12 protein-coding genes and 1 pseudogene are annotated in these 15,024 nt (G+C 56.3%); 8 read left to right on the forward strand and 5 right to left on the reverse strand.

Annotation, left to right across the window (positions count from 1 at the left end):
• From ACE3NW_RS09570 to ACE3NW_RS09600, 7 genes and pseudogenes are all read left to right on the forward strand, one after another.
• Positions 1-177, forward strand: a pseudogene (locus ACE3NW_RS09570) (IS6 family transposase); the annotation flags it as partial.
• Between the two features lie 128 nt (positions 178-305).
• Positions 306-1,070 carry an IS6-like element IS6100 family transposase gene (locus ACE3NW_RS09575; protein ID WP_001389365.1) on the forward strand — a complete coding sequence of 255 codons (765 nt, stop codon included), beginning with the start codon at positions 306-308 and terminating at the stop codon, positions 1,068-1,070.
• Between the two features lie 209 nt (positions 1,071-1,279).
• Positions 1,280-1,840 carry a recombinase family protein gene (locus tag ACE3NW_RS09580; RefSeq protein ID WP_003055107.1) on the forward strand — a complete coding sequence of 187 codons (561 nt, stop codon included), beginning with the start codon at positions 1,280-1,282 and terminating at the stop codon, positions 1,838-1,840.
• 2 nt (positions 1,841-1,842) lie between these two features.
• Positions 1,843-4,812 carry a Tn3 family transposase gene (locus tag ACE3NW_RS09585; protein ID WP_026383935.1) on the forward strand — a complete coding sequence of 990 codons (2,970 nt, stop codon included), beginning with the start codon at positions 1,843-1,845 and terminating at the stop codon, positions 4,810-4,812.
• A gap of 320 nt (positions 4,813-5,132) precedes the next feature.
• Positions 5,133-5,774 (forward strand): inovirus-type Gp2 protein, encoded by a 642-nt coding sequence (locus ACE3NW_RS09590; protein ID WP_374282794.1) that lies wholly within the window; start codon positions 5,133-5,135, stop codon positions 5,772-5,774.
• A 93-nt stretch (positions 5,775-5,867) separates the two neighbouring features.
• Positions 5,868-6,146, forward strand: a complete 279-nt coding sequence (locus ACE3NW_RS09595; protein WP_374282796.1) for a hypothetical protein — start codon at positions 5,868-5,870, stop codon at positions 6,144-6,146.
• Positions 6,147-6,222: 76 nt separating this feature from the next.
• A complete protein-coding gene (locus ACE3NW_RS09600) occupies positions 6,223-6,459 on the forward strand; it encodes a hypothetical protein (protein ID WP_374282798.1) in 237 nt (78 codons plus the stop codon).
• Here the strand turns inward: ACE3NW_RS09600 and ACE3NW_RS09605 are convergent.
• Positions 6,438-7,355 (reverse strand): hypothetical protein, encoded by a 918-nt coding sequence (locus tag ACE3NW_RS09605; RefSeq protein ID WP_374282801.1) that lies wholly within the window; start codon positions 7,353-7,355, stop codon positions 6,438-6,440. The genes ACE3NW_RS09600 and ACE3NW_RS09605 overlap by 22 nt on opposite strands.
• A 56-nt stretch (positions 7,356-7,411) precedes the next feature.
• A complete protein-coding gene (locus ACE3NW_RS09610; RefSeq protein ID WP_256267581.1) occupies positions 7,412-7,867 on the reverse strand; it encodes a helix-turn-helix transcriptional regulator in 456 nt (151 codons plus the stop codon).
• Between the two features lie 235 nt (positions 7,868-8,102).
• On the opposite strand from ACE3NW_RS09610, the gene ACE3NW_RS09615 reads away from it, so the two are divergent.
• Positions 8,103-11,465, forward strand: coding sequence for an autotransporter domain-containing protein (locus tag ACE3NW_RS09615; protein WP_256267580.1), 3,363 nt, complete (start codon positions 8,103-8,105; stop codon positions 11,463-11,465).
• A 64-nt stretch (positions 11,466-11,529) separates the two neighbouring features.
• Here the strand turns inward: ACE3NW_RS09615 and ACE3NW_RS09620 are convergent, their stop codons facing one another.
• The 3 genes from ACE3NW_RS09620 to chrA form a co-directional block, all read right to left on the reverse strand.
• Positions 11,530-11,835, reverse strand: a complete 306-nt coding sequence (locus ACE3NW_RS09620; RefSeq protein ID WP_256267579.1) for a rhodanese-like domain-containing protein — start codon at positions 11,833-11,835, stop codon at positions 11,530-11,532.
• Between the two features lie 151 nt (positions 11,836-11,986).
• Positions 11,987-13,531: an ammonia-forming cytochrome c nitrite reductase subunit c552 gene (locus ACE3NW_RS09625; RefSeq protein ID WP_374282805.1), complete on the reverse strand. Its 1,545-nt coding sequence runs from the start codon at positions 13,529-13,531 to the stop codon at positions 11,987-11,989.
• A 15-nt stretch (positions 13,532-13,546) separates the two neighbouring features.
• Entirely contained in the window at positions 13,547-14,839 is a 1,293-nt protein-coding gene (gene chrA / locus ACE3NW_RS09630; protein ID WP_374282807.1) for a chromate efflux transporter, read from the reverse strand.
• Between the last annotated feature and the right edge of the window lie 185 nt (positions 14,840-15,024).

Here is a 15,024-nt window from a genome sequence, read left to right on the forward strand (position 1 = left end):
GGCAAACTGAAACGGATAATCGGCGCCACGCTGGGATTTAAATCCATGAAGACGGCTTACGCCACCATCAAAGGTATTGAGGTGATGCGTGCACTACGCAAAGGCCAGGCCTCAGCATTTTATTATGGTGATCCCCTGGGCGAAATGCGCCTGGTAAGCAGAGTTTTTGAAATGTAAGGCCTTTGAATAAGACAAAAGGCTGCCTCATCGCTAACTTTGCAACAGTGCCCTCAATACTCGTGTGGGCTCTGTTGCAAAAATCGTGAAGCTTGAGCATGCTTGGCGGAGATTGGACGGACGGAACGATGACGGATTTCAAGTGGCGCCATTTCCAGGGTGATGTGATCCTGTGGGCGGTGCGCTGGTATTGTCGCTATCCGATCAGCTATCGCGACCTTGAGGAAATGCTGGCGGAACGCGGCATTTCGGTCGACCATACGACGATCTATCGCTGGGTCCAGTGCTACGCCCCGGAGATGGAGAAGCGGCTGCGCTGGTTCTGGCGGCGTGGCTTTGATCCGAGCTGGCGCCTGGATGAAACCTACGTCAAGGTGCGGGGCAAGTGGACCTACCTGTACCGGGCAGTCGACAAGCGGGGCGACACGATCGATTTCTACCTGTCGCCGACCCGCAGCGCCAAGGCAGCGAAGCGGTTCCTGGGCAAGGCCCTGCGAGGCCTGAAGCACTGGGAAAAGCCTGCCACGCTCAATACCGACAAAGCGCCGAGCTATGGTGCAGCGATCACCGAATTGAAGCGCGAAGGAAAGCTGGACCGGGAGACGGCCCACCGGCAGGTGAAGTATCTCAATAACGTGATCGAGGCCGATCACGGAAAGCTCAAGATACTGATCAAGCCGGTGCGCGGTTTCAAATCGATCCCCACGGCCTATGCCACGATCAAGGGATTCGAAGTCATGCGAGCCCTGCGCAAAGGACAGGCTCGCCCCTGGTGCCTGCAGCCCGGCATCAGGGGCGAGGTGCGCCTTGTGGAGAGAGCTTTTGGCATTGGGCCCTCGGCGCTGACGGAGGCCATGGGCATGCTCAACCACCATTTCGCAGCAGCCGCCTGATCGGCGCAGAGCGACAGCCTACCTCTGACTGCCGCCAATCTTTGCAACAGAGCCCCTGCGACTCATCACTGTCAGACTGAGGCATACCCTATCCTGATGTCAGGAGAAGCCACCCAGCAACGTCAGAATAGAGTTAACTTTTGTGTTTCTTGACACCTGCGGCGAAAGGTCATAGATTTCTTCCTGACACTTTCGTATTTGGAGGTATCTTGCAGGGTCAACGCATCGGCTACGTCCGGGTCAGCAGCTTCGACCAGAACCCGGAGCGGCAACTGGAGCATGTCGAAGTCGGCAGGGTGTTCACCGACAAGGCGTCGGGCAAGGACACCCAGCGGCCCGAGCTTGATTCGCTGCTGGCCTTCGTGCGCGAAGGCGACACCGTGGTGGTTCACAGCATGGATCGCTTGGCGCGCAACCTCGATGACTTGCGCCGCCTCGTACAAAAGCTGACCAAGCGCGGCGTGCGCATCGAGTTCGTCAAGGAAAGCCTGACCTTCACCGGCGAGGATTCACCGATGGCGAACCTGATGCTGTCGGTCATGGGGGCATTCGCCGAATTCGAGCGGGCCTTGATCCGTGAGCGGCAGCGCGAAGGCATCGCGCTCGCTAAGCAACGCGGAGCCTACCGAGGCCGAAAGAAGTCTCTGAGCGGTGAACAGATTGCTGAACTGAAACGGCGCGTCACGGCGGGCGAGCAAAAAGCGAAGCTGGCCCGTGAATTTGGTGTCAGCCGGGAGACCCTGTATCAATACTTGAAATTGGATCAATAAATATGCCTCGTCGTTCCATACTGTCCGCCGCCGAGCGGGAAAGCCTGTTGGCGTTGCCGGACACCAAGGACGACCTAATTCGACATTACACGTTCAGCGATACCGATCTCTCCATCATCCGCCAGCGGCGCGGGCCTGCGAATCGCTTGGGCTTTGCCGTGCAGCTCTGCTACCTGCGCTTTCCCGGAATCTTCCTTGGTGTCGATCAGGCGCCGTCTTTGCCCCTACTGAAACTGGTCGCCGACCAGCTCAAGGTCGGCGTCGAAAGCTGGGACGACTACGGGCAGCGGGAGCAGACCCGGCGCGAGCACCTGGTCGAGCTGCAAACGGTGTTTGGCTTCCAGCCGTTCACCATGAGCCACTACCGGCAGGCCGTGCACACGCTGACCGACCTGGCCATGCAAACCGACAAAGGCATCGTGCTGGCTAGCACCTTGGTTGAGCATCTGCGGCGACAGTCGATCATCCTGCCCGCGCTCAACGCCATCGAGCGCGCTAGCGCCGAGGCCATCACTCGCGCCAACCGGCGCATCTATGACGCCTTGGCCGAACCACTGTCGGACACGCATCGCCGCCGCCTCGACGATCTGCTCAGGCGCCGGGACAACGGCAAGACGACCTGGCTGGCCTGGCTGCGCCAGTCGCCGGTTAAACCGAACTCGCGGCACATGCTGGAACACATCGAACGCCTCAAGGCGTGGCAGGCGCTCGATCTGCCTTCCGGTATCGAGCGGTCGGTGCACCAGAACCGCCTGCTCAAGATCGCCCGTGAGGGTGGCCAGATGACGCCCGCCGACTTAGCCAAGTTCGAGCCGCAACGGCGCTACGCCACCCTCGTGGCGCTGGCCATCGAGGGCATGGCCACGGTCACCGACGAAATCATCGACTTGCACGACCGCATCCTGGGCAAGCTGTTCAACGCCGCCAAAAACAAGCATCAGCAGCAGTTTCAGGCATCCGGCAAGGCGATCAACGCCAAGGTGCGGCTGTTCGGGCGCATCGGCCAGGCGCTGATCGAGGCCAAGCAAGCTGGCCGCGATCCGTTCGCCGCCATCGAGGCCGTCATGTCCTGGGATGCCTTCGCCGAAAGCGTCACCGAGGCGCAGAAGCTCGCTCAGCCCGATGACTTCGATTTCCTGCACCGCATCGGCGAAAGTTACGCCACCTTGCGCCGCTACGCGCCGGAATTCCTTGCCGTGCTCAAGCTGCGGGCCGCACCCGCCGCCAAGAACGTGCTCGATGCCATCGAGGTACTGCGTGGCATGAACACCGACAACGCCCGCAAAGTGCCTGCCGATGCCCCGACCGACTTCATCAAGCCGCGCTGGCAGAAGCTGGTGATGACTGACGCGGGTATCGACCGGCGCTACTACGAGCTGTGCGCGCTGTCCGAGCTGAAGAACTCGCTGCGCTCGGGCGACATCTGGGTGCAGGGATCGCGCCAGTTCAAGGACTTCGAGGACTACCTGGTGCCGCCCGCGAAGTTCGCCAGCCTCAAGCAGTCCAGCGCATTGCCGCTGGCCGTGGCCACCGACTGCGACCAGTACCTGCACGACCGCCTGACGCTGCTTGAAGCGCAGCTTGCCACGGTCAACCGCATGGCAGCGGCCAACGACCTGCCGAATGCGATCATCACCGAGTCGGGCCTGAAGATCACGCCGCTGGATGCGGCGGTACCCGACACCGCGCAGGCGCTGATCGACCAGACAGCCATGATCCTGCCACACGTCAAGATCACCGAACTGCTGCTCGAAGTCGATGAGTGGACGGGCTTCACCCGCCACTTCACGCACCTGAAATCGGGCGATCTGGCCAAGGACAAAAATCTGCTGTTGACCACCATCCTGGCCGACGCGATCAACCTGGGCCTGACCAAGATGGCCGAGTCCTGCCCCGGCACGACCTACGCCAAGCTCGCCTGGCTACAAGCCTGGCATACCCGCGACGAAACCTATTCGACAGCGCTGGCCGAGTTGGTGAACGCCCAATTCCGGCATCCCTTCGCCGAACACTGGGGCGACGGCACCACGTCATCGTCGGACGGCCAGAACTTCCGAACCGGGAGCAAGGCCGAGAGTACCGGTCACATCAACCCGAAATATGGCAGCAGCCCTGGGCGAACCTTCTACACCCATATATCCGACCAGTACGCGCCGTTCCACACCAAGGTGGTCAATGTCGGCGTGCGCGACTCGACCTATGTACTTGACGGCCTGCTGTACCACGAGTCCGACCTGCGCATCGAGGAACACTACACCGACACGGCAGGCTTCACCGATCACGTCTTTGCCCTGATGCATCTCCTGGGCTTCCGCTTTGCGCCGCGCATCCGTGACCTGGGCGACACCAAGCTGTTCATCCCCAAGGGGGATACCGCCTATGACGCGCTCAAACCGATGATTAGCAGCGACAGGCTGAACATCAAGGCTATTCGTGCCCACTGGGATGAAATTCTGCGGCTGGCGACCTCGATCAAGCAGGGCACGGTGACAGCCTCGCTGATGCTTCGGAAACTCGGCAGCTATCCGCGCCAGAACGGCTTAGCCATCGCCCTGCGCGAGCTGGGGCGCATCGAACGCACGCTGTTCATCCTGGACTGGTTGCAAAGCGTGGAGCTGCGCCGCCGCGTCCACGCTGGACTGAACAAGGGCGAAGCGCGCAACGCGCTGGCCCGCGCCGTATTCTTCAACCGTCTGGGCGAAATCCGCGACCGCAGCTTCGAGCAGCAGCGCTACCGGGCCAGCGGCCTCAACCTGGTGACGGCGGCCGTCGTGTTGTGGAACACGGTCTATCTGGAGCGCGCAGCACATGCGTTGCGTGGCAACGGGCATGCTGTCGATGACGCGCTATTGCAATACCTGTCGCCGCTCGGCTGGGAACACATCAACCTGACCGGCGATTACCTCTGGCGCAGCAGCGCCAAGATCGGCGCGGGCAAGTTCAGGCCGCTACGACCGTTGCAACCGGCTTAGCGTGCTTTATTTTCCGTTTTCTGAGGCGACCCCTCTTTGAAACCAGTTCGATGGTTGCAAAGAGGGGCACATGACAAAATGAACATGGAACAACTTTATCGCAAGCAGTGTTTACGGCAAATACACAACAACCAACGCCATCAACCTTGCCATACAAAGCCAAAACGAAAACCATAAACCCGGTTTTAGTAGTATCATATACCACACAACAACAAGCAATACACACAAGCTCAACACAACAGAAGACACATACAAGCGCAAACCATAAAACATTACACAAGCTAACATACCAATGGACACAAACTACAATGGAGAGAACAATGATCAAGAAAACAACCAATGAAAGTACATATCGTGGATTCAAAGTGAATAGTGGAAACAGCAAAGAGCATGCATGCTTTACGAAAACATTAGATCAGATTGTTGATACAATCGAATATATGCTATCAAGGCACTCAAAAGTGCTTTCTGTACGCATTGATATCCAAAGCGCAAGACACACCAAAACACCTCTTACAAGTATGGACATAACCAGAATCATTGAAAGTGCCGTGAGAACACTAGACGCAAAGGCAAGCAAAGGGAAAAATGACCCTGATATCCACTACGTGTGGACATCAGAAAAAACAACACCTGACGATACCCCACATTTCCATCTAAACTTCTTTGCAAATGCCAATGCCATTCAGAATGGCTACGCCTTTAAAGACGCGATAAGCATTGCAGTGAAAAGAAGGCTACAAACCACTTATGATGGCTTGGTTAACTTCTCTGACAGCAATGGAACAAAGGGGAAACTTATAGAAAGGAATTCCCCAGACGTTTATGCACAGATAGATGCCGTTGTTTATGCTGCCAGCTATCTAGCAAAAGCACGCTCAAAGGAGTTTAATCCAAAGTGGTCACGAGTATCTTCTTGCACTCGCATCACGAGGCGTACACTTTCTGATTCAATCAGATGAGTGCGGATATCTATCATCGACTCCACAATGAATGATATTATGCATTCCTTCCGATGCCATCACCGGCCCACAGCACATCCCCAAGAGGTACCCATGCAGCAAAAGTTCCCACACATCGATTCAGTATTCACCCAAGGCTTCGTTACGGAAGATTTTTTCAAAACCCTTGAACGCGAGCTGCCCCCAATGGTCTCTCGGGCAGAAGCGTCACGCGCCACAGGCGGGCTTATCTCTGCCAAAACGCTTAGCAACAACGACGCCCTTCATATAGGCCCATGCGGAAAGATACGGGTTGGTTCCAAGGTTGGCTATACACGAGAGTCGTTTATCACCTATCTGCGAAGCAAACTGGAAACATATACGCTTCAATAACCCCCAGCGGGGTATCGCCCCACAGTGATACCCCGCGACTAAACAAACTCAATGCACATACTGGATGGATTCTGCAATGAACAGCACTAGCAAACCACCCAAAGCTTCCCCCAAAATGTTATCCTACGTGTTCAGCCTAGCTGTACAGTTTGGCGTTGACGCAGAAGCGTTATCGTCGATGCATTTCAGAAAAGACTTTGCTGACCTGTCTGAGGTAGAGGCAGATGGTCTTATTGAAATAATCAAGAGCAACGATGCGATCTACAGTGCAGATGAGGCCCATTGCTGCTCTTATGGGCTTGCCCTAGTGTAAGCATCCTCAAATGGATGGGCCTCGCCCTTTCTTTTTTGGCCTGTATAATCATAACCCCAGTAACGTTGCCACGGCCCGCCATGCGGCACACCTGAAATAACAACGCAACTTTCTGGCTGGTTCACTGCCCGGCAGAACCCCTCGCTGATTTCCGGGGGCATGGTCGCATCCGTGCGGCTGCTTAAATGCCGCTGGGGCAAGTGCTGCAGCGATGGAGCCACCGTCTTGGGGTTCAAAGATTCTGCAAGCTGGCTTACGCCCTGCAGGTCTGCCCAAGCATCAATATCAAGATTGCCCGCAACAGTTCCCAGAAAGACCACATCCGGCCGCATGGCAGCGAGAAGCGCCGCAGCACCGCCACCGCCAGAAAATCCAACCAAGGCAATCTGTTCTGCCCCGCATGCAGCCTTAGCCTGGGTAATGGCCGCATCAAGGCTGTTAATCACCTCCGGCCCAAGCCGCGCTGACGTCCAGTAGCGCTTTGAACACTGCCGTTTGTCGTCGCCCTGAACATATTGGCATGGTCGCGCCAGATAAAGCACGGGGTCCGGCCCCGGATCAGCCATAGCCAAGCGCAGGGCCGTAGGATTGCGCGGCGTAGGGTCTGTAGATGGCCGGGTGCGTGACTCCCAGGCGTGTCCGTCGCCTTCAATATACACGCGCAAAATTTTGGAGTGAGCCGCTAAGCTGGGACGAAGCAAGCCGTACAAAGTAAACGGTTGCGTTGAGAAGAGGTGCTCGGCAAATCCCTGCTCTTGCGCAAGAGCACTGGCTTTTTGCCGAGGCGAGGAAGCGCAGGCGGATAAAAAGCACAGAGTAACGCCCAGAGCAAAGCACAGCCACATACCTGCGCATTTTCTGCTGGTTTTACCTGTGCACCCTTTTGTGTCTGTCATGCCCTGCCACTAGCACAGGAACACCCAGTTGACCATATCTCCACGGCCCGCCGCAATTACTCTTTGGAGAGCGCCGCTGATGTCTGATGCAGCTGATCAAAAAACCCGCGGATATCGACCCCCGTTGCCGCCACAAGGGCAAGAGCGGACATCACGCCAGGCTCTTGCTGTCCTTTTTCCACCGCATTGACATTGCGCAGGTTATAACCCGCGCCTTTTGCCATGGCGGTCTGCGACATGCCGACGGCCAACCGTGCTTGAGCCAGTAATGGACCAAATATACTCTTCAGGCCCTCAACAGCCCCCAGTGGCTGGTAAGTCACGCTAATCCTTTTGAGTGACGATGCCGCCCCATCGAGCGCTTCGCCGACGGATTCTTCAAAAAGAGTTTCAAAAAACTCTCCCGGTTCCGCATCAACTGCGACCACCATGCGTAGCGCGAGCAGCACACCAGGCTGACGCGAGCCATCTTCAATACGTTGAATGTTACGCGTGTGGTACTGCAGACGCATGGATACCGTCCACTGCGATATTCCTCGCTGTTGACGTTCCCGCCTAAAAGCCAGTCCGAATGGGCATGATATTTCTTGCATGATGCAAGATCTGAATGAAATGCGGCGCATTCGCTAGTATGGTATTGACCGACGGCTAATTTTACATAATCCTCACACCGGGAAGAACAACGTTGTTCCAGCTTCCACGAAGGAAGCGGTTGGACACAACCAGACAATTTCTGAGGAGGATTGCATGCGATTTACACAAGGCGCCCTGGGCATGCTCGTGCAACGCTACAGGGGAATTCTGAAAAAATGTCACATGCTCAATGTACTTGGCGGAGTGGCAGTTAGCGCATTTTTGATGGGAGGTGCTGGCATGGCAGTTGCCGCTGCGCCCATCGCCATCAGCGACACGCATCAGGTAGCGGACGGCGCGGCAGAAACCTACACCACAATTGATGTGAACAATGGCGGCACGCTGTCCATTGCGCGCAACGCCAAGGTGAGCGGGTCAGACGTAACCGTTAACACCGGCGGCACACTAACTTCTGCGAAGAATCTGCACTTCGGCTCTTTCAGCCCCGAGCCGGGCACGGGCCTGCTGGGTAGCACCCTCACCCTTGACGGTGGCACTGTCAGCGCCCAGCACATGGGGCTGGCCCTCAGCGGAACGGCAACTCTCAAAAAAGGCATGCTCACGCTGAATTCGCTAGACATGCGCAACGGCACATTTGCCTTTAACGTTGCTGGTGGCGACAGTGCCACGCTCACACTGCTAGGCACAACTGATGGCACGGCGTTCCTGCAGGGAACAAGCCTCAGCGTTGGCACGGGCAACAACGTTTTTCTTGGGGCGGATTCCGGCCCCGGCGGCAACCAGAATTCCACCACATCTCTGGTCGTGAGCGGCGGCTCGCTTCAGGTTGGGCATGGCAACTGGCAGACTGGTGATCTGACCCAAACCGGCGGACAGGCCAAGATCAGCGGTAACGCTGTGCTGACCGTAAACAACCTTGATCAGACCGGCGGTCTGCTGACTGTGGGCGGCACCACCAATTCAGGAAAACTTGTGGTCAATGGCAGTGTGGCCAATGCAGCCTACGCTGCCGGTTCCACGGGCGTGGCAGTAACGGGTACGGGTAGCTTGCAGGTGAAGTATGATGAACTGGTCAACGCCAGTGGTGATGACTTCAAAGACTCTGCCACCCAGCACGCCATCAATGTCGCCAATGGCGGCACCCTGCTGTTGAACGGCTATGCCGGTTCAAGCATGACGCTGGCCGACTTCAAGACCTTGTCAGACAAGCTCCTTGCGGCTGGCAGCACGGGTACAGTACAGGGTATCACGGTGAGCACTTCCGGCGCTTCGTTGCAGAATGTGGGCGATGCCCGGCTTGCCACACCCACTGCAGTCATAAGCGGCAGCGGAGGGCTCACTTCCGGGGCCGCAACGGTTGGCGGCATCACCGGCGCAACCACTGTCAGCGGCAACGCAGCTTTGACCCTTACGGGACAGGCTTCAGGCAATGTTTTGGCAGACAGCGGCGTTACGCTCAACGGCGGCATACTGACGCTGGGCAATCCTGCGGGTGGCTCAACCGGAGGCACGCTACAGGGCGGTATTGATGCCTCAACCGGCACCAATACTATCAATGTGATCAACGGTACACACACTGTTGCCGGGGGCCTCACTGGCAACGCAACCACTACGGTTGCCGTGGGCAGCAGCTCCGGCAGCGGCACCCTTGTTGCCACCGGCGTCAGCATGAACGGTGGTCAGCTCAACTTTGACCCGCCTTTCGCTACCGCAGGTGACACTTCCAACGCCTCCATGGGCGGTTTGACCTTCACCGCAAATACCGTGGATGCCCTCATGACCGTGGGCCAGAACAGCATGGTTTCGCTTGGCAGCACGGACGCCGAATGGTTGCGCACAGAAGTGCTGCGTTATCAGAGTGATGGAAAGGGCCTGTGGGGGCAGGACATAACTGCTGCGCTCGCCCTTCGCACGCCGCAGACGCTGAGCACCGCAGGCGGCATCAATGTGGATGGAACATGGGTCACGGGCGGCGCAGCCGCCACGGCCAACACCGCACATTTTGCCAATAAGTCCCTGCTTGTGGTGGACGCTTTGGGCATCGGCAGCGGCGTGGCCCTTTCCGGTGAAGCCGGTGGAACCAGCACCCTTACTGTGGATTCCGGCGCAAAACTGCACATCGTGGGCGGTCAGGACGGAGAAACGCTGAACGTCACTGGCGGCTTTGGCGCTTCCACAAAGGATGCTGCCAGCTGGACAGGCAGCAACCTTACCACAAGCACCGCTCTGCTTTCCGCCACGGGCGGCACGTTTGATACGGCCACGGGCGCATACAGCGTGAGCCTTAAGGCCAATGCGGCGTCTTCATCCTTCCCCATGCTGTCGAACAGCATGGGGGCGCTGGTAGATCGCATGGTGGTTCAGACCGGGGTAAACCCCAATTCGCCCAATGCGGGCGTGCGCTTCGTATCCCGTGCCATGAGCGACAATTACATCGGCACGACAGACCGCAACAAGGCCGCTGCCACGGTTGAAGGTGCGGCCCAGATGGCAGCCGTAGGTGCCGTGCAGGGCACTACCCTGAGCGCTGCGACTGCTGCTTCCGGCGCGGTACTCAACCGCACATCTCTGGCGTTGCCGCGTACGGATATGAGCCAGGCCGTGGCCGTGCGCCAAGATACGGACGGCAGCCTCAGCCTTGATTCCGGCCTGAGTGCCGGGGACGGCCTCAAAAACGGCCTTGGGGTGTGGATCATGCCGCTTTACCAGTCCAACAGCGTCTGGGGCATGAAGGCGGAGAACTTCAAGACCGGCTACAACAGCAACCTGGGCGGCATTGCCCTGGGTGCGGATTACACCATCAACGACATGTTCCGCTTTGGTGCTGCGTTCAACGTCGGTGCCGGGTACGCCAAATCCAACGGCGATTTCAACAGCACGGATAACCGCTTCAACTTCTGGGGCGTGAGCCTTTACGGCGGTTGGGTGTACAACAACTTCGGCCTCTCAGCCGATGTGGGCTATACCGGCAACTACAGCAAGGTAGAGCAGGAGATGCCTGCCTCAATGCAGATGGGCGACCTCAAGGCCGATGTCACCAGCCATGCCTGGAATACGGGCCTCAAGGCGGAATACAAATTCAACGCCGGTGCGCTGGATATTATTCCGCATGTGGGGGTGCGCTACCTCGGGCTTGTGACTGATGGCTATGACGTGAAGAGCGGCGGCACGGTCTTTGAGGTGGACGAGAGCACACAGTCCATCTGGACATTCCCCGTAGGCGTGAACTTTGCCAAAACCTTTGAAACCGAGAGCGGCTGGCAGATCAAGCCGCAGCTTGATCTGGGCGTTATTCCGGCGGCGGGAGACGTTAAGGCCAAGAGCAAGGCTCGCATTCCCGGTGTGGACAGCCAGGCCGAAATGAAAATGCAGGTGGTGGACTACGCCACCTTTGACAGCGGCCTGGGCTTTGAACTTGGCAAGGGCGACTTTACCCTTGGGCTGAGCTATAACCTTCAGGCCTCGGAACACCGCACTGGGCATGGCGTGTTTGGCTCGCTGAGGTATGAGTTTTAGATGATAAGAGGCCTGGGAATTTCCCAGGCCTCTTATCATTACATACCACATCAGAATTTCGTTTTTATTGCTGCGCGGCATCCCAGGCGGCAAGGCCACCTTCCATATACTGCACGTTAAAGCCCTTGGCCGTCAGCGCTGCATGCACAGATTTGCTTACGGAGCCACCGCGTGCGCAATAAATAGCCACAGGCTTGTTTTTCGGTAGCTGTTCGGCCCACGCATCAACAGTTTCGGGATTATGCCACTCTGCCCCGGCAATGGTGCGCTGGTCTGCCTGATAGTCCGCCTCTCGCCGCACATCACAAACCGTTGCGGATTTGTTATCGAGCAGCGCCTGAAGCTCTTGCGGAGAAATAGTTACGCTCATGCATCCTCCATAGTTTTCCATAATTCTTTGGCAAACTGGTTAAGCTGTTGCTCAGCCATAATGAAGGCCACTGTCTACCTACACGCTTTCTATCAGCTCAACAGATTGCTGTGCCAGAAGGGGGAGCCCCTTCTGGCACAGCAAGTCACGACTACTTCTTTTTCGATTCGAGCAGTTGCAAGGTTTTTTGTGGGTTATGTGCCCCAAGTGAACCATCCATAAGAACCTTGTTCAGGTTTTCTTTAGAAATGGCAGTACCCTGCAGCGCGCGCTGCGTTTTGTTCAGCACATCTTCCCGGACTCCCACCAACTGAGCACCCTTTGCCGAGCGCTCTGCACCCGAATGACATTTGTCACAACTTGAGCGCATCTTGAAAACATCTGCTTCTTCCGGCGTCACAACGCGCATGGTGTGCGCCGAAACATCCCACGGGTCCTTGGGGGTCTTTTGCGTTGCACCAGCACGGTTCCCCATTTTGGCCATATGGCAATCTACGCATGTCACACCTTTTTGTGCGTGGACACTTCCCTCAAACATGGCTTTCTGTGCTGTGTGGCAGCCGATGCATTGCTGCTCCCGAGGAAGTTTCAAGCTCGAGGTCAAATGCTTGGTGGCATGGTCCAGATGACAGGCAGAGCAGGTTACACCGGCTGCCATATGCCCAGAACGCATGGTGTCGTGATACTGCTGACGGTTCTTTTTGGCGTCTTCGTTACCCCAGAAGTTCGCAGGCTTGGTGGAATACGTCCAGAATTCGACCTTGTCCTGAAGGTCCGTCTGCCCGGTTCTAAAGCCCAGTGGGAAGGCAAAATCCTTATCCTGCTTGCTCGTAACACGGATATGACACTGCCCGCAAAGCTGTTCCTGCTGCCATGTTCCCAATTTGGCGGGGTTCAGAATACCGCCGTCCCCCTGGGCATCAACATGCTTTGATCCCGGCCCATGACACTGTTCGCAGCCGATACCGCCTTCAATGCGTGAAAAGGCGTATTTTCCCTGTTCATCTTTTTTCGCAATAAAATTCGTGGTGTGGCAACCATTGCACTGGTAGTCCACAGTCTGTTTGCCGGGCATTTCTTCTGGCTTCTTGGGGCGTCCGTCCGCAGTTCCATCTGCAACCCACCAGAAAGGAGCAAACGCTACTTTGCGCCACTGCTTGTCATTGGCGACCCAGCGGACAGGGCTGGGGAAAATTTTATCCCCCACCTTGAGGTAGTATTGCTGTTCCCACAAAGAACCCAGAACCTCAACAACCTCATACGACTGGTTGTTGGCGGGATTGTCCATATCCAAAAGCGTGACAAAAAATTTGCCGTCTTTCGTTTCAGTTTTGATCTTGGGAGCAATTTTCACTTTGCTTTTGTCAGCGGCTTCAACCTCAACGCCTTCATAAGCAATTTCGCAATTTGCAAAATCCCCTTTTACAATGTCGGGCGTGACTGCGCGAAGCATGTTGGCATGCCCGGAGGCAGCCCATTCGGTGTATTCCTTGGAGTGACAATCACGGCAGGATTGTGATCCCACATAGGTTGCCCCTTCTACAGCCGTTACCGAAGCTGACGGTCTGATTAGCCCTACAGGAACAGCTCCCTTTCCGACGACCACTGGCTTTTCTTTTGCCTCGGCAGGCAACACCCCTCCAACCCCCAGCGCGACGAATAACAGCGCGGTAACGACAAACACGTTTCCTCTCATTTCCCCCTCCCCAATTTATTGAGCAAGTTGCCACAGAAAACCGGCCAGCCCACTTAGGCCAACCAGAGCGTGCATAGAAAGTTTGTAGCGCACCAGCGCTACAAGAGAAGCCAGTGCAACCACCACGGCAAAAGCATCAAAACCTGTGGCGGGAAAAAACGTATTCCACGCAAAAAATACGCCGATTTTGAGCACCACGCCCACCACCGCACCAGATATGCCTGTGAGCGCGGCATTGAGTTTCTTGTTGGCGGTAATGGCCTCAATGTAGGGCGCGCCCGCAAATATGAACATAAAGCTGGGCAAAAAGGTGGTGAAGGTGGTGAGCAGCCCACCCAGAATAGCCGCCGTCATGGGCGTCAGATTTCCGGGCTGGCTCCAGGCGGTTATGAAACCCACAAACTGTGTAACCATGATCAGCGGGCCGGGGGTTGTTTCTGCCAGACCAAGGCCCAGCAGCATTTCCTTTTCCGTCAGCCAGCCAAGGTTTACCGCATGCTCAATAATGTAGGCGAGCACAGCGTATGCCCCGCCAAAGGTCACAAAAGGAGCCTTGCTGAAAAATATGGATATCTGGGAAAGGATGTCATCCATGCCCCGCCATGCGAAAACAGGCAGAATAACAGCCATCCAGATCACCACAAAAATTGCCACTACCTTGAAAAGGTGAGTGAGGGGAGGCAGGTTGGTAAACGATTCCGGCTCCTCAAGCATGCATTCGTTTGTTCCCGGTTTTTTCTGACAAAAGATATCTGGCCGCAGTTTGCCAAGAATAACCCCGGCCACCCCGGCCAGTAAAACAATCACAGGAAAGGACACGCCCAAAAACTGCCCCAATACAAACGAACCACCCGCAAATGCGTACAGCGCAGGGTGCTTGAGCGATTTTTTTGAAAGCCGTATGAGCGCTTCAATAACAATGGCCACAACGGCGGCTGCGATACCATGAAAAATTCCTGCCACCATGGGAACCTGCCCCTTGGCGGCGGCCAGCCACGAAAGAAACAGCATCAGAATTACCGAGGGGAATAGAAAGCACAGCCCTGCAATGGTTCCACCCCAATAACCGTTGAGCCGCCAGCCTATGTATACCGCCAGTTGGTGTGCTTCCGGCCCCGGCAATAGCATGCAGAAATTGAGCGCCCGCAAGAACACCTTCTCACTGATCCATTCCCTGCCATCCACCAGGTTTTTGTGCATCATGGCGATCTGCCCCGCAGGGCCGCCAAAGTTGATGAACCCCAGCTTGAACCAGTAAAGGAATGCTTCCTTTAAGGACACCTCAGAAGAGCCTTGGTTATTTTCCATAGTCACTCCTTCTTTTAGATATGTGCCTGATTGAATTCCTGACCGAAGTAACCGCTTAACATAAATGGAACTGACAAACATTGTGGCAAAATTTCTCTAAAGGATTGCCCCGAGCATCTACACGATAGCTGTCAAAAGACACGATGCAATCGATTTTCGACCACTATCAAATTCTTCCTGAAACA

Source organism: Desulfovibrio sp. (assembly GCF_041907885.1).
GTDB lineage: Bacteria > Desulfobacterota > Desulfovibrionia > Desulfovibrionales > Desulfovibrionaceae > Desulfovibrio.

Excerpts from the sequence above, each read along its gene's own strand:
- ACE3NW_RS09575 (WP_001389365.1), top strand. The coding sequence starts at position 306 with ATGACGGATTTCAAGTGGCGCCATTTCCAGGGTGATGTGATCCTGTGG.
- ACE3NW_RS09585 (WP_026383935.1), top strand. The coding sequence starts at position 1,843 with ATGCCTCGTCGTTCCATACTGTCCGCCGCCGAGCGGGAAAGCCTGTTG.
- ACE3NW_RS09590 (WP_374282794.1), top strand. The coding sequence starts at position 5,133 with ATGATCAAGAAAACAACCAATGAAAGTACATATCGTGGATTCAAAGTG.
- ACE3NW_RS09595 (WP_374282796.1), top strand. The coding sequence starts at position 5,868 with ATGCAGCAAAAGTTCCCACACATCGATTCAGTATTCACCCAAGGCTTC.
- ACE3NW_RS09600 (WP_374282798.1), top strand. The coding sequence starts at position 6,223 with ATGAACAGCACTAGCAAACCACCCAAAGCTTCCCCCAAAATGTTATCC.
- ACE3NW_RS09605 (WP_374282801.1), bottom strand. The coding sequence starts at position 7,355 with ATGACAGACACAAAAGGGTGCACAGGTAAAACCAGCAGAAAATGCGCA.
- ACE3NW_RS09610 (WP_256267581.1), bottom strand. The coding sequence starts at position 7,867 with ATGCGTCTGCAGTACCACACGCGTAACATTCAACGTATTGAAGATGGC.
- ACE3NW_RS09615 (WP_256267580.1), top strand. The coding sequence starts at position 8,103 with ATGCGATTTACACAAGGCGCCCTGGGCATGCTCGTGCAACGCTACAGG.
- ACE3NW_RS09620 (WP_256267579.1), bottom strand. The coding sequence starts at position 11,835 with ATGAGCGTAACTATTTCTCCGCAAGAGCTTCAGGCGCTGCTCGATAAC.
- ACE3NW_RS09625 (WP_374282805.1), bottom strand. The coding sequence starts at position 13,531 with ATGAGAGGAAACGTGTTTGTCGTTACCGCGCTGTTATTCGTCGCGCTG.
- chrA (WP_374282807.1), bottom strand. The coding sequence starts at position 14,839 with ATGGAAAATAACCAAGGCTCTTCTGAGGTGTCCTTAAAGGAAGCATTC.